The 22,485-nt window shown below is 60.2% G+C and carries 18 protein-coding genes; 13 read left to right on the top strand and 5 right to left on the bottom strand.

Going from position 1 to position 22,485, the window contains the following annotated elements; genetic code table 11:
- Nucleotides 1-9: 9 nt before the first annotated feature.
- The 7 genes from atpA (at nt 10) to glmS (ending at nt 8,637) form a co-directional block, all read left to right on the top strand.
- Nucleotides 10-1,554 (top strand): F0F1 ATP synthase subunit alpha, encoded by a 1,545-nt coding sequence (gene atpA, locus ASD95_RS00590; RefSeq protein WP_030132553.1) that lies wholly within the window; start codon nt 10-12, stop codon nt 1,552-1,554.
- 50 nt (nt 1,555-1,604) lie between these two features.
- The gene (gene atpG / locus ASD95_RS00595) at nt 1,605-2,465 is read left to right on the top strand and encodes a F0F1 ATP synthase subunit gamma (RefSeq protein WP_008045673.1); all 861 of its coding nucleotides are present in this window, start codon (nt 1,605-1,607) and stop codon (nt 2,463-2,465) included.
- Between the two features lie 27 nt (nt 2,466-2,492).
- On the top strand, nt 2,493-3,872 hold the full coding sequence (gene atpD, locus ASD95_RS00600) for a F0F1 ATP synthase subunit beta (protein ID WP_008045671.1): 1,380 nt from the start codon (nt 2,493-2,495) through the stop codon (nt 3,870-3,872).
- 45 nt (nt 3,873-3,917) lie between these two features.
- Nucleotides 3,918-4,343, top strand: a complete 426-nt coding sequence (locus tag ASD95_RS00605) for a F0F1 ATP synthase subunit epsilon (RefSeq protein ID WP_007969909.1) — start codon at nt 3,918-3,920, stop codon at nt 4,341-4,343.
- 113 nt (nt 4,344-4,456) lie between these two features.
- The gene (glmU, locus tag ASD95_RS00610) at nt 4,457-5,824 is read left to right on the top strand and encodes a bifunctional UDP-N-acetylglucosamine diphosphorylase/glucosamine-1-phosphate N-acetyltransferase GlmU (protein WP_056726777.1); all 1,368 of its coding nucleotides are present in this window, start codon (nt 4,457-4,459) and stop codon (nt 5,822-5,824) included.
- Between the two features lie 202 nt (nt 5,825-6,026).
- The gene (locus ASD95_RS00615; RefSeq protein ID WP_008018362.1) at nt 6,027-6,803 is read left to right on the top strand and encodes a DeoR family transcriptional regulator; all 777 of its coding nucleotides are present in this window, start codon (nt 6,027-6,029) and stop codon (nt 6,801-6,803) included.
- A 1-nt stretch (nt 6,804) separates the two neighbouring features.
- Nucleotides 6,805-8,637: a glutamine--fructose-6-phosphate transaminase (isomerizing) gene (glmS, locus tag ASD95_RS00620; protein WP_056726778.1), complete on the top strand. Its 1,833-nt coding sequence runs from the start codon at nt 6,805-6,807 to the stop codon at nt 8,635-8,637.
- Nucleotides 8,638-8,683: 46 nt separating this feature from the next.
- Here the strand turns inward: glmS and ASD95_RS00625 are convergent, their stop codons facing one another.
- The 4 genes from ASD95_RS00625 to ASD95_RS00640 are packed head-to-tail and all read right to left on the bottom strand — an operon-like array spanning nt 8,684 to nt 13,493.
- On the bottom strand, nt 8,684-9,709 hold the full coding sequence (locus ASD95_RS00625) for a DUF2955 domain-containing protein (RefSeq protein ID WP_056726779.1): 1,026 nt from the start codon (nt 9,707-9,709) through the stop codon (nt 8,684-8,686).
- On the bottom strand, nt 9,699-10,817 hold the full coding sequence (locus ASD95_RS00630; RefSeq protein ID WP_056726780.1) for an HlyD family secretion protein: 1,119 nt from the start codon (nt 10,815-10,817) through the stop codon (nt 9,699-9,701). The genes ASD95_RS00625 and ASD95_RS00630 overlap by 11 nt, the downstream gene beginning before the upstream one ends.
- A complete protein-coding gene (locus ASD95_RS00635) occupies nt 10,810-12,321 on the bottom strand; it encodes an efflux transporter outer membrane subunit (protein ID WP_056726781.1) in 1,512 nt (503 codons plus the stop codon). The genes ASD95_RS00630 and ASD95_RS00635 overlap by 8 nt, the downstream gene beginning before the upstream one ends.
- Nucleotides 12,322-12,335: 14 nt before the next feature.
- Nucleotides 12,336-13,493, bottom strand: coding sequence for an AI-2E family transporter (locus tag ASD95_RS00640; protein WP_056726782.1), 1,158 nt, complete (start codon nt 13,491-13,493; stop codon nt 12,336-12,338).
- A gap of 563 nt (nt 13,494-14,056) precedes the next feature.
- On the opposite strand from ASD95_RS00640, the gene ASD95_RS00645 reads away from it, so the two are divergent.
- The 5 genes from ASD95_RS00645 to ASD95_RS00665 all read left to right on the top strand — a co-directional run bounded on the left by ASD95_RS00645 (nt 14,057) and on the right by ASD95_RS00665 (nt 21,207).
- Nucleotides 14,057-14,959, top strand: a complete 903-nt coding sequence (locus ASD95_RS00645) for a LysR family transcriptional regulator (protein ID WP_056726783.1) — start codon at nt 14,057-14,059, stop codon at nt 14,957-14,959.
- 120 nt (nt 14,960-15,079) lie between these two features.
- The gene (locus ASD95_RS00650) at nt 15,080-15,706 is read left to right on the top strand and encodes a glutathione S-transferase family protein (protein ID WP_056726784.1); all 627 of its coding nucleotides are present in this window, start codon (nt 15,080-15,082) and stop codon (nt 15,704-15,706) included.
- Between the two features lie 63 nt (nt 15,707-15,769).
- Nucleotides 15,770-17,800 (top strand): 2Fe-2S iron-sulfur cluster-binding protein, encoded by a 2,031-nt coding sequence (locus ASD95_RS00655; RefSeq protein ID WP_056726785.1) that lies wholly within the window; start codon nt 15,770-15,772, stop codon nt 17,798-17,800.
- 109 nt (nt 17,801-17,909) lie between these two features.
- Entirely contained in the window at nt 17,910-19,106 is a 1,197-nt protein-coding gene (locus ASD95_RS00660) for a DUF3142 domain-containing protein (RefSeq protein WP_056726786.1), read from the top strand.
- Nucleotides 19,093-21,207, top strand: coding sequence for a hypothetical protein (locus tag ASD95_RS00665; protein WP_056726787.1), 2,115 nt, complete (start codon nt 19,093-19,095; stop codon nt 21,205-21,207). Before ASD95_RS00660 ends, ASD95_RS00665 begins: the two co-directional genes overlap by 14 nt.
- Before the next feature lie 3 nt (nt 21,208-21,210).
- Here ASD95_RS00665 and ASD95_RS00670 read toward each other — a convergent pair whose 3' ends face one another.
- Complete coding sequence (locus ASD95_RS00670) at nt 21,211-21,840, bottom strand: LysE family translocator (RefSeq protein ID WP_056726788.1); 630 nt, start codon at nt 21,838-21,840, stop codon at nt 21,211-21,213.
- Between the two features lie 145 nt (nt 21,841-21,985).
- Here ASD95_RS00670 and ASD95_RS00675 point away from each other — a divergent pair, with 145 nt between their 5' ends.
- Entirely contained in the window at nt 21,986-22,459 is a 474-nt protein-coding gene (locus ASD95_RS00675) for an Lrp/AsnC family transcriptional regulator (protein WP_008045644.1), read from the top strand.
- Nucleotides 22,460-22,485 lie beyond the last annotated feature (26 nt).

The raw sequence follows: 22,485 nt of genomic DNA on the forward strand, positions 1-22,485 counted from the left end.
AGCAGAGCAATGCAGCAACTCAATCCTTCCGAAATAAGTGAAATTATCAAGGGCCGCATCGACAAGCTCGATGTGACCTCCCAAGCCCGTAACGAAGGCACTGTCGTCAGCGTATCTGACGGTATCGTGCGGATTCACGGTCTGGCCGACGTAATGTACGGCGAGATGATCGAGTTTCCGGGCGGCGTCTTCGGTATGGCCCTCAACCTGGAGCAAGACTCCGTAGGTGCCGTTGTATTGGGCGCATACCAGTCTCTGGCTGAAGGCATGAGCGCCAAGTGCACTGGCCGCATCCTGGAAGTTCCGGTTGGTAAGGAACTGCTGGGTCGCGTAGTCGACGCACTGGGTAACCCTGTTGACGGCAAAGGTCCACTGGGCAACACCGAGACCGACGCGGTCGAGAAAGTTGCTCCAGGCGTGATCTGGCGTAAGTCGGTAGACCAGCCTGTACAGACTGGCTACAAGGCTGTCGATGCCATGATCCCTGTCGGCCGTGGCCAGCGTGAGCTGATCATCGGTGACCGTCAGATCGGTAAAACCGCTCTGGCGATCGACGCGATCATCAACCAGAAGAACAGCGGCATTTTCTGCGTCTACGTAGCAATCGGTCAGAAACAATCGACCATCGCCAACGTGGTTCGCAAGCTGGAAGAAAACGGCGCCCTGGCCAACACGATCATCGTGGCTGCCAGTGCTTCGGAATCTCCTGCGCTGCAATTCCTGGCACCGTACTCCGGTTGCACCATGGGTGAATTCTTCCGCGACCGCGGTGAAGACGCGCTGATCGTTTATGACGATCTGTCCAAGCAAGCAGTGGCTTACCGCCAGATTTCCCTGCTGCTGCGCCGTCCACCAGGCCGTGAAGCTTACCCAGGCGACGTGTTCTATCTCCACTCCCGTCTGCTGGAGCGCGCATCCCGCGTTTCGGAAGAATACGTAGAGAAGTTCACCAACGGCGCAGTGACCGGCAAAACCGGTTCCCTGACCGCACTGCCGATCATCGAAACCCAGGCTGGCGACGTTTCCGCGTTCGTTCCGACCAACGTGATTTCCATCACCGACGGTCAGATCTTCCTGGAATCGGCCATGTTCAACTCGGGCATCCGCCCTGCAGTGAACGCCGGTGTTTCGGTATCCCGTGTGGGTGGTGCCGCTCAGACCAAGATCATCAAGAAGCTGTCCGGTGGTATCCGTACCGCTCTGGCTCAGTACCGTGAACTGGCCGCATTCGCCCAGTTCGCTTCTGACCTGGACGAAGCGACCCGTAAGCAACTTGAGCATGGTCAGCGCGTTACCGAGCTGATGAAGCAGAAGCAATACGCACCAATGTCGATCGCTGACATGGCGCTGTCGCTGTATGCCGCTGAGCGTGGGTTCCTGACTGACGTTGAAATCGCCAAGATCGGCAGCTTCGAGCAAGCGCTGATTGCTTTCTTCAACCGCGATCACGCCGATTTGATGGCGAAGATCAACGTGAAAGGTGACTTCAATGACGAAATCGACGCTGGCATGAAAGCCGGTATCGAGAAGTTCAAGGCCACCCAAACCTGGTAAGCCGCAGCGGGAGCCGCAAGGCTCCCGCTTGCTAACCTGATAGGTGTTACATGGCAGGCGCAAAAGAGATTCGCAGTAAGATTGCGAGCATCAAAAGCACGCAAAAGATTACCAGCGCCATGGAAAAAGTGGCGGTCAGCAAAATGCGCAAGGCACAAATGCGCATGGCTGCTAGCCGTCCTTATGCGGAGCGTATCCGCCAGGTAATTGGGCATCTGGCCAACGCCAACCCGGAATACCGCCACCCGTTCATGATCGACCGCGAAATCAAGCGTGTGGGTTATGTCGTAGTGAGCAGTGACCGTGGTCTGTGCGGCGGCTTGAACACCAACCTGTTCAAGGCCCTGGTCAAGGACATGGCGGTAAACCGCGAAAACGGCGTCGAGATCGATCTGTGTGTCGTTGGTAGCAAGGGTGCGGCCTTTTTCCGCAACTTCGGCGGTAACGTCGTTGCAGCTATCAGCCACCTGGGTGAAGAGCCGTCGATCAATGATCTGATCGGCAGCGTCAAGGTGATGCTGGATGCCTACCTGGACGGCCGTATTGACCGCCTGTCCGTGGTGTCCAACAAGTTCATCAACACCATGACGCAACAGCCTACCGTGGAGCAGTTGATTCCACTGGTGGCAACCCCGGATCAAGACCTCAAGCACCACTGGGACTATCTCTACGAACCGGATGCCAAGGAGCTGCTGGACGGCTTGATGGTCCGTTACGTGGAGTCGCAGGTCTACCAGGCGGTGGTCGAGAACAACGCGGCTGAACAAGCTGCGCGGATGATCGCGATGAAGAACGCTACCGACAACGCCGGTGATTTGATCAGCGATTTGCAGCTGGTCTACAACAAGGCGCGTCAGGCTGCGATCACCCAAGAGATCTCGGAAATCGTCGGCGGCGCTGCCGCGGTTTAACGGTTCAAATATTCAGAGGATCCAGCTATGAGTAGCGGACGTATCGTTCAAATCATCGGCGCCGTTATCGACGTGGAATTTCCACGCGACAGCGTACCGAGCATCTACAACGCGCTGACTGTACAAAGCGCGGCCGGGACCACCCTGGAAGTTCAGCAGCAGCTGGGCGACGGCGTGGTTCGTACCATTGCGATGGGTTCCACCGAAGGCTTGAAGCGCGGTCTGGACGTTGTCGACTCTGGCGCAGCCATCTCCGTACCGGTCGGTAAAGCGACTCTGGGCCGGATCATGGACGTTCTGGGCAACCCGATCGACGAAGCTGGTCCAATCGCTACCGAAGAGCGTTGGGGCATTCACCGTCCAGCGCCTTCGTTCGCTGAACAGGCAGGCGGCAACGACCTGCTGGAAACCGGCATCAAGGTTATCGACCTGGTTTGCCCGTTCGCCAAAGGCGGTAAAGTCGGTCTGTTCGGTGGTGCCGGTGTAGGCAAGACCGTAAACATGATGGAACTGATCCGTAACATCGCCATCGAGCACAGCGGTTATTCCGTGTTCGCCGGTGTGGGTGAGCGTACTCGTGAGGGTAACGACTTCTACCACGAGATGAAGGACTCCAACGTTCTGGACAAAGTGGCACTGGTTTACGGTCAGATGAACGAGCCGCCGGGAAACCGTCTGCGCGTAGCACTGACCGGCCTGACCATGGCCGAGAAGTTCCGTGACGAAGGTAACGACGTTCTGCTGTTCGTCGACAACATCTATCGTTACACCCTGGCCGGTACTGAAGTATCCGCACTGCTGGGCCGTATGCCTTCGGCAGTAGGTTACCAGCCGACCCTGGCTGAAGAGATGGGCGTTCTGCAAGAACGTATCACTTCGACCAAGGAAGGTTCGATCACCTCGATCCAAGCGGTATACGTACCTGCGGATGACTTGACCGACCCGTCGCCAGCGACCACCTTCGCCCACTTGGACGCTACCGTCGTTCTGTCCCGTGACATCGCTTCCCTGGGTATCTACCCAGCGGTCGATCCACTCGACTCGACTTCGCGCCAACTGGACCCGAACGTAATCGGCCAGGACCACTACGACACCGCTCGCGGCGTTCAGTATGTTCTGCAGCGTTACAAAGAACTGAAGGACATCATTGCGATCCTGGGTATGGACGAGCTGTCGGAAGCCGACAAGCAGTTGGTAAACCGTGCTCGTAAGATCCAGCGCTTCTTGTCGCAGCCGTTCTTCGTGGCTGAAGTCTTCACCGGTGCATCGGGTAAATACGTTTCCCTGAAAGACACCATTGCTGGCTTCAAAGGCATCCTCAACGGTGACTACGACCACCTGCCAGAACAAGCGTTCTACATGGTTGGCGGCATCGAAGAAGCGATCGAGAAAGCCAAGAAACTGTAATCCCGGCGCCCGGCAACGGGCGCTAATTTAGGTTGAGGCAATCAGATGGCTATGACAGTCCATTGCGATATCGTCAGCGCGGAAGGAGAAATCTTTTCCGGTCTGGTCGAGATGGTGATTGCGCACGGTGCACTGGGTGATCTTGGTATCGCCCTGGGTCACGCGCCGCTGATCACTAATCTGAAGCCAGGTCCGATCCGCCTGGTCAAGCAGGGCGGGGAAGAGGAGGTGTATTACATCTCCGGTGGTTTCCTCGAGGTTCAGCCGAACATGGTCAAGGTTCTTGCCGACACCGTGCAACGTGCTGCCGACCTGGACGAAGCCTCCGCTCAGGAAGCCGTCAAGGCTGCCGAGAAGGCACTGCATGAGCGGGGCGCGGAATTCGATTACGGTTCTGCTGCCGCACGTCTGGCCGAGGCTGCAGCTCAGCTGCGCACCGTCCAGCAGATCCGCAAGAAGTTCGGCCACTAAGGCAGCACTTGTTGTGTGATTGATTAAAAAGGGTAGCCTCGGCTACCCTTTTTTCTTTTCCAACTTTTACAACCTGGTCGCAGCCGCTGACCACCCAGGATTGGTAGCCAGTCATGTCTCTTGAAATCGTTATTCTTGCTGCTGGCCAAGGCACGCGCATGCGTTCCGCTTTGCCGAAAGTCTTGCACCCGATTGCCGGCAACTCCATGCTTGGCCATGTTATCCACAGCGCCCGGCAACTTGATCCACAGCGCATCCACGTCGTGATCGGTCACGGTGCCGATGCCGTGCGCGAACGCCTGGCGGCGGATGACCTGAACTTCGTCCTGCAGGATAAACAACTGGGTACCGGTCACGCCGTTGCCCAAGCCGTGCCGTTCATTCAGGCCGACACCGTGCTGGTGCTCTACGGTGATGTGCCGTTGATCGAAGTCGATACCCTGCAGCGCTTGCTCAAGAAGGTGGGGCCGCAGCAGTTGGGCTTGCTGACCGTCGAACTGGATGACCCGACCGGTTACGGTCGGATTGTTCGTGATGCTGCCGGCAAGGTTGCGGCCATCGTCGAACAGAAAGATGCCAACGAAGCTGAACGCAAGATCACCGAAGGCAATACCGGCATTCTGGCGCTACCTTTTGCCCGTCTTGGCGACTGGATGAGCCGACTTTCCAATAACAACGCCCAGGGCGAGTACTACCTGACCGACATCATTGCGATGGCCGTGAGCGATGGTCTGGTGGTGGACACCGAGCAGCCGCACGATGCCATGGAAGTGCAGGGCGCCAATGACCGCAAGCAGCTTTCCGAACTGGAACGGCATTATCAATTGCGCGCCGGTCGTCGTTTGATGGCTCAAGGTGTAACGCTGCGCGACCCGGCACGATTCGACGTGCGTGGAGACGTGACAGTAGGCCGCGACGTGCTGATCGACATCAACGTGATCCTCGAAGGCAAGGTGGTCATCGAAGACGATGTGGTGATCGGCCCGAACTGTGTGATCAAGGATAGCACCCTGCGCAAAGGCGTGGTCATCAAGGCCAACAGCCATATCGAAGGTGCCATTCTGGGTGAAGGCAGCGATGCCGGCCCATTCGCGCGTCTGCGTCCAGGCACCGTGCTGGAAGCGCGAGCCCATGTGGGTAACTTCGTCGAGTTGAAAAATGCTCACCTGGGCGAAGGCGCCAAGGCCGGTCACCTGACCTATCTGGGCGATGCCGAAGTGGGCGCGCGCACCAACATCGGTGCTGGCACTATTACCTGCAACTACGACGGCGCGAACAAGTGGAAAACCGTGCTGGGTGAAGATGTGTTCATTGGCTCCAACAACTCGTTGGTGGCGCCTGTGGATATCCTGGATGGTGCTACCACGGCGGCCGGCTCGACCATTACCTCAACTGTGGATAAATCCCAGTTGGCCATCGGGCGTGGTCGTCAGAGGAACATCGATGGCTGGAAGCGGCCGGAGAAGATCAAGAAGAGCTGAGTTATCCACAGTTCGTTAGATCAAAAGATCGCAGCCTTTGGCAGCTCCTACAGGGTGACCAAAAATCCTGTGTAGGAGCTGCCGGAGGGCTGCGATCTTTTTTAGCTTATCCACAGCTCTTTTTATCGCATGGCGCTTGACGAAGTTTCGCTGATAGGTTTTGATTGCTTCCGTTATCTTTCGAAACGAAACTTACAAGCTCATGTCGAAGCGCAATACCCCTCAGCGTCGTCACAATATCCTCGCCTTGCTCAATGAGCAGGGCGAAGTCAGTGTGGATGAGTTGGCCAAGCGCTTCGAAACGTCGGAAGTTACGATTCGCAAGGATCTGGCGGCACTTGAAAGCAATGGCCTGTTGCTGCGTCGTTACGGCGGGGCGATCACCATGCCTCAGGAGTTGGTCGCGGACCTTGGTCAGCCGGTTTCCAAATACAAGCAAGCCATCGCCCGTGCCGCCGTCGCGCGGATACGCGAGCATGCGCGCATCATTATCGACAGTGGCAGTACCACCGCCTCCATGATCCCGGAACTCGGCCAGCAACCCGGCCTGGTGGTGATGACCAACTCGTTGCATGTCGCCAATGCCCTGAGCGAGCTTGAGCACGAACCGGTGCTATTGATGACCGGGGGTACCTGGGACCCGCATTCCGAGTCCTTTCAGGGGCAGGTTGCCGAGCAGGTACTACGATCCTACGATTTCGACCAGTTGTTTATCGGTGCCGATGGCATCGATCTGGTTCGCGGTACAACCACCTTCAACGAACTGCTCGGGCTGAGCCGAGTCATGGCCGAAGTCGCCCGCGAAGTGGTCGTGATGGTGGAGGCCGACAAGATCGGCCGCAAGATTCCCAACCTGGAACTGCCCTGGAGCAGTGTCCATACCCTTATTACCGATGAACGCCTGCCACTTGAGGCTCGCGATCAGATTCAGGCCCGCGGCATCACTTTGATATGCGCGGCTGTCAGTCAGGAGAAATAGCATGTGTGGAATTGTCGGCGCAGTCGCAGAACGTAACATCACCGCCATCCTCGTCGAAGGCCTGAAGCGCCTCGAATACCGTGGGTATGACAGCGCTGGCGTGGCGGTCTACACCAACGATGAAAAACTCGAGCGCCTGCGTCGTCCGGGCAAGGTCAGTGAACTGGAGCAGGCATTGACCAACGAGCCGCTGGTCGGTCGTCTGGGCATCGCCCACACCCGCTGGGCCACCCACGGTGCACCGTGCGAGCGCAATGCCCACCCGCATTTCTCCGGCGACCTGGCAGTAGTGCACAACGGCATCATCGAAAACCACGAAGCCCTGCGTGAACAACTCAAGGCCCTGGGTTATGTGTTCACCTCGGACACCGACACCGAAGTCATCGCTCACCTGCTGAATCACAAACTCAAGGATCTGAGCGACCTGACCGTGGCCCTCAAGGCAACGGTCAAGGAACTGCACGGCGCTTATGGCCTGGCAGTGATCAGCTCCAAGCAACCTGATCGTCTGGTCGCAGCCCGTAGCGGCAGCCCGCTGGTGATCGGCCTGGGCCTGGGGGAAAACTTCCTGGCGTCCGACCAGTTGGCCCTGCGTCAGGTCACCGACCGCTTCATGTACCTGGAAGAAGGCGATATCGCCGAAATCCGCCGCGACAGCGTGAAGATCTGGGACGTCAACGGCCAGGCTGTCGAGCGCGAAGCCGTGCAGTATCGCGACGGTGCCGAAGCCGCTGAAAAGGGCGAGTTCCGCCACTTCATGCTCAAGGAAATCCACGAGCAACCATCCGTGGTGCAGCGCACCCTGGAAGGTCGTCTGAGCCAGAATCAGGTACTGGTACAGGCATTCGGCCCACAGGCGGCCGAACTGTTCGCCAAAGTACGCAACGTACAGATCGTCGCGTGCGGCACCAGTTACCACGCCGGCATGGTCGCGCGTTACTGGCTCGAAGAACTGGCCGGCATTCCTTGCCAGGTCGAAGTCGCCAGCGAATTCCGCTACCGCAAGGTAGTGGTGCAGCCGGACACCTTGTTCGTGACCATTTCCCAGTCCGGTGAAACTGCCGACACCCTGGCCGCGCTACGCAACGCCAAGGAACTGGGCTACCTCGCCAGCCTGGCGATCTGCAACGTCGGTATCAGTTCGCTGGTGCGTGAATCCGATCTGACCCTGTTGACCCAGGCCGGTCGCGAAATCGGTGTGGCATCGACCAAAGCCTTCACCACGCAACTGGTTGGCCTGTTGTTGCTGACGCTTTCCCTGGGTCAGGTTCGTGGCACCTTGGCCAAAGGCGTCGAAGCGACGCTGGTCGAAGAACTGCGTCGTTTGCCGACCCGTCTGGGCGAAGCGCTGGCCATGGACAGCACCGTGGAAAAAATCTCCGAGCTGTTCGCCGAGAAACACCACACGCTGTTCCTCGGCCGTGGCGCGCAGTTCCCGGTAGCGATGGAAGGGGCACTCAAGCTCAAGGAAATCTCCTACATCCACGCCGAAGCCTATCCGGCCGGCGAGCTGAAACACGGCCCGTTGGCGCTTGTGGATAACGACATGCCAGTGGTGACCGTGGCGCCGAACAACGAACTGCTGGAGAAGCTGAAGTCCAACCTCCAGGAAGTCCGCGCCCGCGGTGGCCAGTTGATCGTCTTCGCAGACGAGAAGGCCGGCATGACCAACGGTGAAGGCACCCACGTGGTGCACATGCCGCACATCCACGACATCCTGTCGCCGATTCTCTACACCATCCCGCTGCAGCTGCTGTCGTACTACGTCGCCGTGCTCAAGGGCACCGATGTTGACCAGCCGCGCAATTTGGCGAAGTCGGTTACTGTGGAATAAGTTATCCACAGATGAAAAACCCCCTTTTCAGGGGGTTTTTCTGTTTCTAGGCGGTCGTAATTCGACGCTTACGCCGCGTGTCCAGCAGATAGACCATCACACAGGCATACAAGGTCACCAGGATGAACAGGCCCATACGAATGGCGAAGGCTGTGTAGACATCTTTGCCCGCGGCACTGTCCTGCACCGATTGGCCGAGCAGAATGATCAGGGTCGCCAGGCTGTTGAGCCAGAAGCTCGGTGGTTGTCGGGTCAGGGACAGGCCATAGAGCTTTCTGGCCGCCAGCAATCCGAACAGCAGCATCCACAGAAAGAACATCCACAGGTTGACGAACAGGCTCAGCGCGCACCAGAAAAGGATCGCCATCAGGCCACCGAGCAGGGTCGAGCCGAGCAATTCCTGGCCGGCGGTGCGAGCGCTGGTCGCGCAGCTTTGTTGGCCGAGGCTGACGGCTTTCATGATGATCGGGAGGTAGCTGGCCGGGTCGATCATGGCCAGCAGGAAAGTCGGCAGCACCACCAGCGTGGCCCGTAGCGCCAGCCAACCGCTTTCGGTTGGCGTAAGGCTCGGGCCGGGTTTGGCCGCGGGGGCACTGGCGGGGTCGGGAAACAGCCAATGGCTGATGGTCAGCGTGGTGACGGCCAGGAACAGGCCCTTGACCAAGGCCACGATCACTTCAAGCGCCAAGGCGAATTCAGCGGTTCCGGCCGAACTGATCAAGGTCAGGCCCACCACCAGGAAGGTTGCCACCAGCGGGTTGCCGCCGCGCAGGCCATAACCGAAGGCCATGAACAGGCACAGTCCGACCAGCAGCACGCCACTGAACGGGTAGTAACGCAGCAGGGGAATGAGCAGCAGGCCGGTCCCGGTGGTCAGCATAAGGATCAGGATCAGGCCCAGGCTGGCCTTGAATGGCAACGGTCGGTTCATCGCTGCCAGCATCATCAGCGCCAGCATCGGCGAGAGGAACGGGATGGGCAGGGCCAGACCAAAGCTCGTCGCCAGGCACAGCGCCGTACCGAAGCTCAGGCGCAGGGCGCGCTGAACCCGGGCCGGACGCTCAATACGCATAGGACATCCAGCTCATCACGCGCAGGAACAGGCGACCCAGGATATTCAGCGGGTTACTTTCACTCGGGAATGCCATGACTTCGGCCTGTCCGCCGGACCGGATACCTTGCGGGCCGGTCAACTCACCGGGCTCGAACTCGATGATGACCGGAAAGCGCTGGGCAGGGCGTAGCCAATCGCGACTGTTCTCTACTGTCGGCAGGCTGCCCGGCTGGGTGGTCTGGCCGATATCGACGCCATAGCCGACGCTGCGCACATGGCCTTTGAAAATTCTGCCCGGGTGGGCGTCGAGGATGATGGACACCGGCGTCCCGGGCTGCACGCTTCCCAGATTGTTTTCGGTCATGTCGGCGCTGATCCACACATCGTGGATAGCGATCAGGGTCATCACCGGAGCACCGGCGGCGGCGAACTGGCCGACATCGGTGCGCAAATCGGTGATCAGGCCGGCCGAGCGTGCGTGGATCTTCGTGTTGCTCAAGTCCAGCTCGGCTTTTTCAAGGTTGCTGGCGGCGCTGAGCAGTTGGGCGTTTTCGTCTTCGTTACCGCCCTGTTGTTCCCGTGCACGTTGCACTTCGGCCTTGGCCGCGGCGACCTGGCTGATGGATTCTGACAGGGTGGCGCGGGATATCTCCAGGCGGCGCAGCGAGATGGTGCCCGGGTCTTCGCTGTACAGGCGTTCAAGCCGCTGGATGTCCTGGCGTGCCTTGAGCTCGTTGGCCTGGGATGCACGCAGGGACGCTTGCTTGGAGTCGACGCCGGCGGTGTTGGCGCCTACCTGGCGACGGGTCGATTCAAGGTCGGCGCGGGCGCGATCGACGGCGATCTGGTACTGCTCCGGATTGACTTCAAACAGCAATTCGCCGGCCTTGACGTCCTGGTTGTTGCGTACATGCACCTTGGTCACCCGACCGGATACCTCGGCGGCCACCGGTACAATGAAGGCCTGCACCCGTGCCTGTTGCGTGTAGGGGGTGTAGCGGTCGGCCATCAGGTACCAGACCAGGCTCAGGATGACCAGCAGCACCACCCAGTTGATCGCTTTTTTCGCAGGGTCGGCGGCGGGTGCCGGGGCTTTCTCGGCGGCCGGTTGTTGGCTGTCAGTCATGGGCACTTTCCTTCGGTTCGTCGAGCAGATCGCCCCAATCGGTCCGTTCTTGCATTTGTTTGCGGGTGGCCGGGTCGACTATCGGCTGGTCGCTGTACCAGCCTCCGCCCAAGGCCTTGTACAGGGCGATCAGGCTGTTGACCGCGGTGCCACGGTTGACCAGATAGGTATCCTGTTGGGCAAACAGGGCTCGCTGGGCATCCAGCACGCGCTGGAAATCCGAATAGCCTTCGCGGTATTGGGCGTTGGCCAGGGTCACCGAACGTTGGGCGGCCACCGATGCGTCACTGAGAATTTGGTCGCGCTCCAGTGCCTTGATCAAGCCGGTCGCGGCATCGTCGGCCTCACGTGCCGCCTGGCGCACGCTGTCCTGGTAGATAACGATCAATTGCTGCAAGCGCGCGTCCTGCACGCGAACGTTGTTGGTGATCCGGCCGTGGTCGAAGATGTCCCAGCGCAGGCTGGGGCCGGCCACCATGTCGAGGGTGTTGGACGCACCATTGAGCGAGCTGGCGGACCAGACGATGCTGCCCAGCAGGCTGATGGAGGGGTACAGGTCGGTCTCGGCCACACCGATCAATGCCGACTGCGCTGCTACTTGCAGCTCGGCAGCGCGTACATCGGGGCGTCGCACCAGGAGGTTGGCCGGCACATCTTGCAAGACCGCGGTATCGAGCAGCGGCACTAAGCCGGTGTTGCGATTGAGGTCAGGGATCGAGCCGGGCGGCTGGCCGATCAGGGTGGACAACGCATTGCGCAGGCTCGCCACCTGGCTCTCGAAGTCCGGGATGGTGCTCAGGGTGCCCAGGTACTGGGTCTTGGCTTGTTGCAGATCGAGTTCGGCTTCGGCCCCGCTGTTGAACAGGCGCTCGGTGATCTCGTAGCTGCGTTTTTGCAGTTTGGCGTTGCTGCGGGCGATGGCCAGGCGCGCCTCGGCGGTGCGCAAGGCGTAGTAGTTTTGTGCCAGCTGCGCGTGCAACAGCACCAGGGCATTTTCGTAGTTGGCCTGGGCGGCAAACCAGGACGCATCGGCCGACTCGATGGCACGGCTGAAACGCCCCCAGAAATCCAGCTCCCAGCCGATATCGAAGCCGACGCTGTGTTGCCAGAAATTCGTGTCCTGGGGGTTGGCGCCGCCCGACTGTCGACGGTTCAGGTACAGGCTGTCGGCGCTGGCCTGCTGCAATTGCGGGTAGCGTCCACTCAGGGCGATACCCAATTGCGCCCGGGACTCCATGACCCGCAGGCCAGCGACGTGCAGGTCGGGGTTGTGGGCATCGGCTTCGGCCATCAAATGGTCCAGCACCGGGTCGTTGAACACGCGCCACCATTGACGGCTGTCAGGTTGCGCGTGTTGTTGGCCGGCGATCTCCAGGGCCGGGCTGTTCCAGTGGTCGACCCAGGGCTGGGCCGGCGACTGGAAATCCGGGCCCAGTTGTACGCAGCCCCCCAGGACGACGGTGCCACAGAGCAGAAGCCGGCTGATGCGAGCAGGGCGTGGCATCAAGCGCAAACTCCTCAGACAGGACGCTGATCGTTCGTTGCCTCTATCGTCGGTGTCTCGTTCAACGCCTCGATCTCGGGTGTCTCGTTCAGGACCTCGACAGTCGGTTGGTCCTGGACCCATTGCCAGAACAGTTGGTAGCCCACCGCCAGCGCAACCGGCCCGATGAACAAACCGATGAAGCCGCCGCTCACCATGCCGCCCAAGGCGCCAATCAGAATCACCGGCATCGGGACATCGACGCCACGACCCAGCATCAATGGCTTGAGGACGTTGTCGGCCATCCCGGCGATCAGGCTGTAGATGCCAAACACGACGGTGGCCAGGCTGGTCCCTTCGGTGGCGAAGACATAAGCGATCACCGGGATGGTCACCAGCAGCACCGGCAATTGCATGATTCCCATCAACAGCGCCACCATGGCCAGCAGCCCGGCACCGGGGACACCCATGAGCACGAAGCCCACGCCAACCAGCAACATCTGGATAAACGCGATGCCCACTACGCCCTGGGCGACCGCGCGGATGGTCGCAGTGCACAGCACAGTAATGCGAGGGCCACGTTCTGGTCCGGAAAGGCGCGAGGTGATGGCAAGGGCGCTTCTTTCGCCATTTTCGCCGTAGGCCATGAACACGCCGGCAATGATCAGGGCACCGATGAACAATAGAAAGCCCACGCCAACGTCGGCCATTTTGCCCAACAAGGTCAGGCCGACGGACTTGATATAGGGCAGTACCTTCATCACCACGCTACTCATGTCAGTGGCGGCCTGCATCCAGTAGCCATAGAGCGGCTCGCCAATGAGTGGCAAGGAGGCGATTTTTTCGCTGGGAAGCGGAATCTGCAACGTATCGGACTTGAGGATCGCCAGGGTGGCCTGGACCGACTCACTGATCGAGGTGCCCAGCAAGTAGATCGGCACCATCAGCAAAGCCAGGGCTACCACCACGATCAGGGTGGCGGCACGACCGTCCTTGTTGACCAGCTTGCGCTTGATGAGCCCATGCAGTGGATACAGGGTGATGGCCAGAATCATTGCCCAGAGCATCAGGTTGAGAAAGGGGTGGAAGATCTGGAAGCAAAACAGTACCAGCACCGTAATCAGCCCGGCGCGAATCAGTACGTCGAGCAAACCACCGGACAGTGCTCTAGCGGAAATGTTAGTGCGCAACATTGTCGAACTCCTTGCGGTGTCACACAGGTTAGCCAGGCCGTTGAAGTTCAACTCTTCCCTACTAAGGGAATCCAAAAAAGCAGGATCGACGGACAGCCGTCCAAGCGTTAAAAAACCCATAACGCCTTACTTTAAGTAGAGAAAACATCAACGAGGTACCTACCAAAAACCCAATAGGTAACGGGGTGGTTTGTAGTATAGGAGCAGTCGTATATTCCGCCCGTTTATACAGGCTGGAATTCTGCTGTAGTTGATGGAGTCCGCTGCGAGCCCCTGCCTGAAGCGGTCTGGAAGCTGAACCAATGGCTCTTTTTCTCTACCGGGCATTAACCGTTGCAGCGGGCTGCTCAGGATAATTGCCAACAGTCGCACCCCTCGCAAGAAAATAATCCTCATTAATTATCAATAATCAAGGTTTGTGACACGCTTGGTTTTTACGGTGCCGGCGCTAGAGTGCAGTAGCCCATTGCTCTACCTGATGGTCGCGGGCCCAACTATGTAGTTGAACGATTAAAATTCCGGTCTTCGGTTGCGATTTATCTATCTGAAATGAGGACAGTCCCATGGACCGCTTCCAGGAAATGCAGGTCTTCGCTGCTGTCGCCAAGGAGCAGGGTTTTTCGGCGGCGGCGCGGGGTTTGGGCCTGTCGGCGGCCAGTGTCACCCGAGCGGTAGCGGCGCTGGAGAAGCGGATTGGCACACAACTGCTCACGCGTACCACGCGCAGTGTGTATTTGAGCGAGGCCGGCCAGCGATACCTGGAGGACTGTCGGAGAATTCTCGCCGAGGTACAGGAAGCCGAGGACTCGGCAGCAGGCAGCCATATCCATCCCCGTGGGCAACTGACCATCACCGCACCGGTCTTGTTTGGCGAGCTGTTTGTCACGCCGTTGATGGTGAATTATCTGACGCAATTCCCCGAGGTCTGCATCAACGCGCTGCTGGTGGACCGGGTGGTGAGCGTGGTCGAGGAGGGCGTCGACGTGGCCATTCGTATCGGCGAGCTACCCGACAGCAACCAGCATGCGATTCGGGTCGGCGAGGTGCGTCGGGTGATCTGCGCCTCACCACAATTTCTGGCCAGCCATGGTCGGCCCAGGCATCCCCGGGAGCTGGCCCAGGCGCCGATTATCGCGACCTCGGCAATTGGCCAACTCAGGAGTTGGCCATTCATTGAAGACGGCGAAACCTTGAGTGTCCGGGCTGAACCACGGCTGGTGGTGACGGCGAATCAGGCGGCCATCACGGCAGCCTGCCTGGGGTTGGGATTCACCCGGGTACTGTCTTATCAAGTGGCGAGCAAGGTGGCTGCCGGCGAGCTGGAAATCATCCTGGCCGAATTCGAACTGCCACCATTGCCCATCCATGTGGTCTATCAGGGCGGGCGTAAAGCGCCGGCCCGGGTGCGCAGTTTTGTCGATTTCGCGGTGAAGACCCTGCGCGAGCATCCGGCGCTCAAGCGTTGAATTATTTCACCCGCTGAAATAATGGATTGCGTTGGCTGGTGATTCTGTTGGTTTAGATGTGAGTAGAAGATATGACCCATCTCACTCCTGAACAGCAGCACTCACCCCGAGGTGTCGACCATGCAAGCGATCAAACTCTACAACTTCCCACGTTCCGGCCACGCTCATCGTGTCGAGTTGATGCTGTCCCTGCTGAAATTGCCGACGGAATTGATCTTCGTTGACCTCGCCAAGGGCGAACACAAGCAACCGGCGTTTCTGGCGCTCAATGCATTCGGTCAGGTGCCGGTGATTGATGACCAAGGCGTGGTGTTGGCCGATTCCAACGCAATTCTGGTTTACCTGGCGCAAAAGTACGGCAACGGTCGCTGGCTGCCGGCTGATCCCGTAGGGGCCGCCAAGGTACAGCGCTGGTTGTCGGCGGCTGCCGGTCCGATTGCCTTCGGCCCTGCCCGGGCAAGATTGATCACTGTGTTTGGCGCGCCTTACAACGCAGCAGAAGTGATTGCCTACGCCCATACCGTGCTCAAAGTGATCGATCACGAGCTGGCCAGTACGCCGTACCTGGCCGGCACTGAACCGACGATTGCCGACGTCGCCGTCTACAGCTACGTCGCCCACGCGCCTGAGGGCAATGTGTCGCTGGACGAGTACGCCAACATTCGCGCCTGGCTGGCCCGCATCGAAGCCTTGCCGGGGTTTGTCGGCATGCCACGCACCGTCGCCGGCCTGCAAAAAACCGCCTGATGCTGGTGGCCCGGTGTTGCCGGGCCGCCCCGTTCTGCGCCACAGGCGCAAGGGAGCAGCCGTATGGACCGTTCACCCTGGCATGCCGGCGAGAAACAATTGCAGGCGCATGTGGGCGTTGCCGAACGAATGGAGGCGTTCGGTCGTAAGGTAATTCGTAGCGAGATGCCGGACCAGCACCGAACCTTCTATCAGCAATTGCCGTTCATGCTGTACGCAGCGGTGGATGCTGAGGGTCATCCCTGGGCCAGCATCCTGGAAGGTCAGCCCGGTTTTGCGCACTCGCCGGAACCTGGCTTGCTGCAGTTTCGCAGCCTGCCGGCCTTTGATGATCCCGCGCAGTTGAGCGACGGCTCGGCCATCGGCCTGTTGGGCATCGAGTTGCACACTCGCCGCCGTAATCGCATCAATGGGCATGTCCGCGCCATGTCCAAGGACGGTTTCGCGGTGACGGTGGATCAGTCCTTCGGCAATTGCCCGCAGTACATTCAGCTGCGCCAGTTTCGCTCGGTGCCGCTGGCCGATCCCTCGACGCGTGTTGCCCAGCACTTCAGCGAACTGGATGATGCGGCCAAAGCCATGATCGCCGAGGCGGACACCTTCTTCGTTGCCAGTTATGTGGACGTCGACGGTGAACGCTCGGTGGATGTTTCTCACCGCGGCGGTCAGGCCTGTTTCGTACAGGTGGAAGGCAATCGCCTGACCATCCCGGACTTCGCCGGCAACCTGCATTTCAACACCTTGGGCAACCTGCTGCTCAATCCCCGGGCCGGGTTGTTGTTCATCGATTTCAATACCGGTGATTTGCTGCAGCTCAGCGGGCGCACAGAAATCATCCTGGACGGCCCTCAGGTCGAGGCGTTCCAGGGCGCCGAGCGCCTGTGGACAATCGATGTCGAGCAGGTGGTACGTCGCCCCGCCGCCCTGGCGTTGCGCTGGCGTTTCGACGGTGTTTCACCCACCAGTTTGCTCACTGGCACCTGGGAGCAGGCCAAGGCGCGTTTGCAGGCCAAGGCCCTGGGCGATCAATGGCGGCCGTTGCGGGTGGCGCGGATTGAAGCGCAAAGCCACAGCATTCGCTCGATTTACCTGGAGTCCGCCGATGGGGCCGGGTTGCCACTGTTCCAGGCCGGGCAGCATTTGCCCCTGCGCTTCAACATTGACGGCGATGTGCAAATCCGCACGTACAGTTTATCGAGCGCGCCGTCCGATGATTTTTTCCGCATCAGCGTGAAGCGTGACGGGCGGGTGTCTACGCATTTGCATGAGCAGATTCGTGTTGGTGACCTGTTGGAAGCACGGGCGCCACAAGGGCATTTCACCGTGGCGCCCCATGAGCGTCGGCCTTTGGTGTTGCTGGCGGCCGGGGTCGGCATCACGCCGCTGTTGTCGATGCTGCGGGAGGTGGTTTACCAAGGATTGCGTACCCGTCGTATACGGCCGACCTGGTTAATCCAGAGTTCGCGCACGCTGGCCGACCAGCCGTTTCGCCGGGAGCTGGATCGCTTGCTCGAGGATGCCGGAGACGCGGTGCGGGTGGTGCGCTTGCTTAGCCAACCGGAAGCCGAAGCGATGCAAGGAGATGATTTCGACCTCGGTGGACGGATCGACGTCGCGCTGCTCAAGGATCTGCTGACAGTCGAGGACTACGATCAGCCGGATTTTGTCGTCTGTGGTCCCGGGAGTTTTACCCAGGCGCTGTACGACGGCTTGCGCGAGTTGGACATTCGCGATTCGCGGATTCACGCCGAAACCTTCGGCCCGTCCACCTTGCGGCGGCGACCGGACCCCGATGCGGTGGTCATCGAGCAACCGCCCGCCGCCACCACATCCGTGCCCGTGATGTTCCAGCGTTCGGCCAAGGAGGCGCGTTGGCAGCCAGACGGCGGCAGCTTGCTGGAGCTGGCGGAAAGCCGTGGCCTGCGTCCGGAGTTCAGCTGTCGCGGCGGCTCCTGCGGCACCTGCAAGACACGCCTGATCAGCGGCCAGGTGCATTACCCACTGCCGCCAGCGGAGGTGCCGGATGACGGACAGGTGCTGATTTGCTGTGCGATTCCGGCGCAGGGGGCGCAGCCGTTGGTACTCGATATCTGAAGATCATTGCAGGCGAACATTGCCCGCCGGTCGATGGCTGGGTAGGGTAGTGAGCAGAACTAAAAAGGGCCGCAGAGGCCCTTTCTGCATTTCAGGAACAGGCGTTTCAATGGTTTTTTTCACTCGTTCGATGGTCTTTCTGATGGCGCTGGTGCTCACCACCGGTTGCGAAAGACAGGATGCACCGCCGCTGGATCAACAGCTTTACGTCTGGCAGCGGCAGTGGACACCGGCCCACGACGCCGCCCTTCGGGACAGCCGCGCCGATTTTTCGACCCTGCGGGTGCTGGCCTTGCAGGCTTTCCCCAACGCCGGCTGGAGTCAGGCCCGGATTGATCCGGCACTGCTCAAGCGTGATGGTCGGCCGGTGATTGCGGTGATTCGCCTGGATGGGCAGCTCAAGGCGCTGGATCAGGATGAGATCACCGCGCAAATCCGGCAGGTGATCAGCGATTGGCAGGGGCAGGAGGTGAACCTCGCCGGCGTGGAAATCGACCACGATGCCGGTAACGCTCGGCTGCCGGCCTACCGCCAGTTTCTCGCGCAGTTGCGCGCAGCGCTGCCGACGTCGCTGCCCCTGAGCATCACCGCGTTGCCGTCCTGGCTCGACAGTCGCGAACTGCCGGCGTTGTTATCCACAGTCGACAGCAGCGTGTTGCAGGTGCACGCGGTGAGCGATCCGCGTCGTGGTTTGTTTGATGCCGATCAGGCCCGGCAATGGGTGAAGGCCTGGAGCCGAATCACGACAAAACCTTTCTATCTGGCGCTGCCAGCCTATGGCGTGGGGTTGCTGCCATCGGCGGGTGGCGCACCCGTTGTGGAAAGCGAAGTCACGGTGGAGCGCGGAGGCCTGCGCCGGGAGTTGCTCGCCGATCCGCAGTCATTGCACACCCTCGGTACCGAGCTGCGGTCCGATCCACCGAAACATCTGGCGGGCCTGATCTGGTTTCGCCTGCCATTGGCCAACGACCGTCGGGCCTGGAGCCTGAGCACCTTGCGCGCCGTGGCGCGTGGAGATGTGCTCGACAGTCAATTGAACCTGAAACTCTCGGCCGACAATGGCCTCTATGACATCGGCATCAGCAACCAGGGCAACCTCGACCGCGCCTGGCCCGAACGCCTGACACTGGCGGTCAGCGGTTGTGAGGGAGCCGATGCCTTGGCCGGTTACGCGTTGCAACAGCGTCCGGATCTGCTTACCTTCACCCGCCTGCGCGATGGCCGAATACCGGCCGGCGGACAGCGTGCCATTGGTTGGGCTCGCTGCGCACACATTGATCAAGGAGGTTCGAATGTTCACCCGTAACTGGCCGCGTCATTTGCTTTGCCTGAGCCTAAGCCTGCCGCTGGGTTCGGCGCTGGCCTGCGGCCCGGACTTCCCCATGCGCCTGCTGGATAACCGTGGCCAGTCGTTGGCGGAACTGCCGGAAGGCAACTTCAGCTTCGAAATCAGCCGCCTCGGCCACGCCATCAACGGATTGAAGAGCGTCACCGCCAACGTCGACTACTCGGATGAACCTGATGCTGTAGCGCTGCGGGATCAAGCCGAGCAGGCGGGACTTTCCGCTGAGCAACAGGTGTTGGTGAAACACCTGCGCAGCCTGACGGATGCCCATCAGGTTGAAACCGAAGGGGCGCAACTGCCGCCTGAGCTCAGATTGTATCTGGCCGGCGCTGTGGCATTTGGCGCGGGTGATTCCGCCTTGGCCGCCGGGTATTTCAAGAAAGTGCTGGCCTTGCCCGCCGAGCAACGGGCTTCGCGCAGCACCTGGGCGGCTTACTCGTTGGGGCGTGCGTTGTTTGCCATGAGCGTCGAAGCCAATGCGGCTCCGGGTCTGCTCGAACAATCCGCCAAGGCCTTCGAGCAAACCCGGCAACTGAGCATCGACGGTTTCAGCGACCCACTGGAACTGGGTGTCGCCAGCCTCGGTGAAGAAGCCCGGGTGGTACGCACCGCCGGCGACTGGAACCGCGCCATCGAGCTCTACGCCACGCAGAATCTGCACGGATCCGCAGTAGGTTACACCTCACTGAAACTGTTGATGGCGGACCTGATGACGCTGCCGGAGGATCAAGTAGCCGAGTTGCTCAAGGGCCAACCCGTGCAGCAATTGGTGACCGCGTCGCTGATCAGCCGGTTGGGTTGGTCGTTCGGCGATCAACCGCCCAACGAACAGAAAATGATCAAGCTGCTGCAAAACAGCACTCGTGGCAGTCTCGAAAACGCCGACCGCCTGGCAGCGATGAATTATCAACAGGGTGATTACGCCAGCGCCAAGGCTTTCCTCGAACATGCCGGCGATGGCGGATTGGCCTGGTGGTTGCGGGCCAAGCTGGCGGTGCGCGAGGGTGATAAGAGTGCGGCCGCCGCAGCCTATGCCAAAGCAGCCCAGGCCTTCCCGCAGAATGAATCCTGGGGCGAGCGCCGCACACCGGACTACGATTACGAAACGCTTCAGCCCAAATGCCGGGTCGAGGGTGAAAGTGCGATCCTGGCGCTGCAACGCGGGGATTACCTGCAGGCCTTCGATCAGCTGTATCGCAGCCAAAGCATTTACTGGTTCGACGCTGCCACCGTTGCCGAGCGCGTGTTGACCCTCGAAGAACTCAAGCACTACGTCGACACGCAGGTGCCGGCACCGCCGCCGCTCAGCCAGCAGGACCGCGACAATTATGTGCCCTTGCCGGTGGCGGCGAGCCTGCGCAATCTGCTGGGGCGACGTTTGTTGCGCGAGGGGCATTACGAGGAGGCGCCGGCGTACTTCGATAACGTCGATTTGCAGAACAAGGCCAAGTCATACGCAATATTACGCAAAGAGGCGGATTCTGCCAGGTGGCCCACGACTCGCGCTGCTGCGCTGTTTAACTCGGCCGGGGTCGCGCGCACGTGGGGAATGGAAATCCTCGGTTATGAAATGGCCCCGGATTACGCCACATTCGGCGGCAACTACAGTCTGGAAAGTACCGAACTCAAGGTCGGGCCGTTAGTAACCGTGGGCGAAGTGAAGCGCCAGCAGGCCAGCGTTGCTCAGCCCGATGAGCGTTATCACTATCGTTTTGTGGCCACGGCATTGGCCAGCCGTGCGGCCGACAATTTGCCTCACACCAGCCAGGCCTTTGCGGCAGTGCTGTGCGCGGCTGCAGGCTGGAACAGCAGTCTTGAAGAAGAAAACGCTTTCTACCAGCGCTATGTCAAAGAGGGGCCGTACGTGGATTGGGCGTTCAATTTCGGTCATCAATGCCCGTATCCCGACTTCCAGAACGCCGACAAGCGCTACGTGACCCAGGTTACCGATTCCGTGCGTTCAGCGCTGCGGCCGTACAAGAAGCCGTTGCAGTATGGCGGCGTGATTGTGGTCACGGCGGCGGCATTACTCCTGATCAATCGCCGCCGCAAGGCGCAGTGAGGTTCAAGCCTGTTGCACAAAGGTCAACCGTACGGCGAAACCGATCAACAGGCTACCGAACAACCATTGTTGCAGGCGCTGGGCTGAGGGGCTGCGTTGCAGCCAACGGCCGAGTGCCGCGCCGACCAGGGCGTATGCGCTGTCGAACAGCAAACCGACGCCGACCAGCACCACGCCCAAGGTCGCAAATTGCCCGAGCACCGGCCCGGCCTGTGGGTTGATGAATTGCGGCAGCAGCACCGAGCAGAACAAAAGTGCCTTGGGGTTGAGCAGGTTGGTCAGCAGTCCGCGTCGGATGGCCGTGCCCCAACGTGGTTTTTCGCCGGTGGTGTCGGCGCTGGTGAGGCTCGGCAGCATCGTGGTTCGCAGGCACTGAATGCCGATCCACAGCAGATACGCGGCGCCGGCCAGGCGCACCAGGTCGAAGGTCCATGGCGCGGCCTTGAACAGTGCCGCCAGCCCCAGCGCCGCCAATGCCACATGGCAACCCCGGGCGATGCCCAGTCCCACGGCCGTAGATAGCGCGGCGCCTTTGCCCTGACGGGCACCGGTCTGCAACAGCAGGATCATGTCGGGCCCCGGCAACAGATAGACCACTGCCAGCGCCATGAAAAACAGCCAGAGACCTTGCATGTTGCACCCCGTTCGTTGTCGATTTGGTCGTGCCAGTCTAGGGCTGGAGGGCGGGGCAGGTGCTTGCGTTGTCAGCTTCTATCCGCTCGTGTATTGGCATAATCTGCCACTTAATCAAGCTTGAATCATCAGGATCTGCCAAACCATGAAACTGGACGCTTACGACCGCAAGATTCTCGCCGCGCTGCAACGGGACGGCCGCCTGAGCAATGTGCAACTGGCAGACGAGATCGGCCTGTCGGCATCGCCTTGCTTGCGCCGGGTGCGAATGCTTGAAGAGGCGGGGGTGATTCGCGGCTACCAGGCCAATCTGGATCGCGATGAAGTGGGGTTGGGGCTGACGGTGTTTGTCGGGGTCAAGGTCGAGCGTCACAACGATGAACAAGCCGAAGCCTTTCGCCTGGCGGTGACGGCATTGCCCGAGGTGATTTCGGCGTTTCTGGTGTCGGGGGAGTCGGATTTTCTGCTGCAGGTGGTGGTGCCGGACTTGCGTGCCTATGACCGCTTTCTCACCGGGCGTTTGCTGAAGCTGCCGGGGGTGAGCGACATTCGCAGCAACTTTGCGATTCATACGGTGAAGGCCCCGGGGTCGTTGCCGCTGGAGCATTTGCCGCTCTGAACCGAGTCGTCTGCGTTCGTCGGAAC

It is taken from the genome of Pseudomonas sp. Root71, assembly GCF_001429045.1.
Lineage (GTDB): Bacteria > Pseudomonadota > Gammaproteobacteria > Pseudomonadales > Pseudomonadaceae > Aquipseudomonas > Aquipseudomonas monachiensis.

Bases quoted from the DNA above. Each gene is read 5' to 3' on its own strand.
- atpA (WP_030132553.1), top strand. From the start codon at position 10: ATGCAGCAACTCAATCCTTCCGAAATAAGTGAAATTATCAAGGGCCGC.
- atpG (WP_008045673.1), top strand. From the start codon at position 1,605: ATGGCAGGCGCAAAAGAGATTCGCAGTAAGATTGCGAGCATCAAAAGC.
- atpD (WP_008045671.1), top strand. From the start codon at position 2,493: ATGAGTAGCGGACGTATCGTTCAAATCATCGGCGCCGTTATCGACGTG.
- ASD95_RS00605 (WP_007969909.1), top strand. From the start codon at position 3,918: ATGGCTATGACAGTCCATTGCGATATCGTCAGCGCGGAAGGAGAAATC.
- glmU (WP_056726777.1), top strand. From the start codon at position 4,457: ATGTCTCTTGAAATCGTTATTCTTGCTGCTGGCCAAGGCACGCGCATG.
- ASD95_RS00615 (WP_008018362.1), top strand. From the start codon at position 6,027: ATGTCGAAGCGCAATACCCCTCAGCGTCGTCACAATATCCTCGCCTTG.
- glmS (WP_056726778.1), top strand. From the start codon at position 6,805: ATGTGTGGAATTGTCGGCGCAGTCGCAGAACGTAACATCACCGCCATC.
- ASD95_RS00625 (WP_056726779.1), bottom strand. From the start codon at position 9,709: ATGCGTATTGAGCGTCCGGCCCGGGTTCAGCGCGCCCTGCGCCTGAGC.
- ASD95_RS00630 (WP_056726780.1), bottom strand. From the start codon at position 10,817: ATGACTGACAGCCAACAACCGGCCGCCGAGAAAGCCCCGGCACCCGCC.
- ASD95_RS00635 (WP_056726781.1), bottom strand. From the start codon at position 12,321: ATGCCACGCCCTGCTCGCATCAGCCGGCTTCTGCTCTGTGGCACCGTC.
- ASD95_RS00640 (WP_056726782.1), bottom strand. From the start codon at position 13,493: ATGTTGCGCACTAACATTTCCGCTAGAGCACTGTCCGGTGGTTTGCTC.
- ASD95_RS00645 (WP_056726783.1), top strand. From the start codon at position 14,057: ATGGACCGCTTCCAGGAAATGCAGGTCTTCGCTGCTGTCGCCAAGGAG.
- ASD95_RS00650 (WP_056726784.1), top strand. From the start codon at position 15,080: ATGCAAGCGATCAAACTCTACAACTTCCCACGTTCCGGCCACGCTCAT.
- ASD95_RS00655 (WP_056726785.1), top strand. From the start codon at position 15,770: ATGGACCGTTCACCCTGGCATGCCGGCGAGAAACAATTGCAGGCGCAT.
- ASD95_RS00660 (WP_056726786.1), top strand. From the start codon at position 17,910: ATGGTTTTTTTCACTCGTTCGATGGTCTTTCTGATGGCGCTGGTGCTC.
- ASD95_RS00665 (WP_056726787.1), top strand. From the start codon at position 19,093: ATGTTCACCCGTAACTGGCCGCGTCATTTGCTTTGCCTGAGCCTAAGC.
- ASD95_RS00670 (WP_056726788.1), bottom strand. From the start codon at position 21,840: ATGCAAGGTCTCTGGCTGTTTTTCATGGCGCTGGCAGTGGTCTATCTG.
- ASD95_RS00675 (WP_008045644.1), top strand. From the start codon at position 21,986: ATGAAACTGGACGCTTACGACCGCAAGATTCTCGCCGCGCTGCAACGG.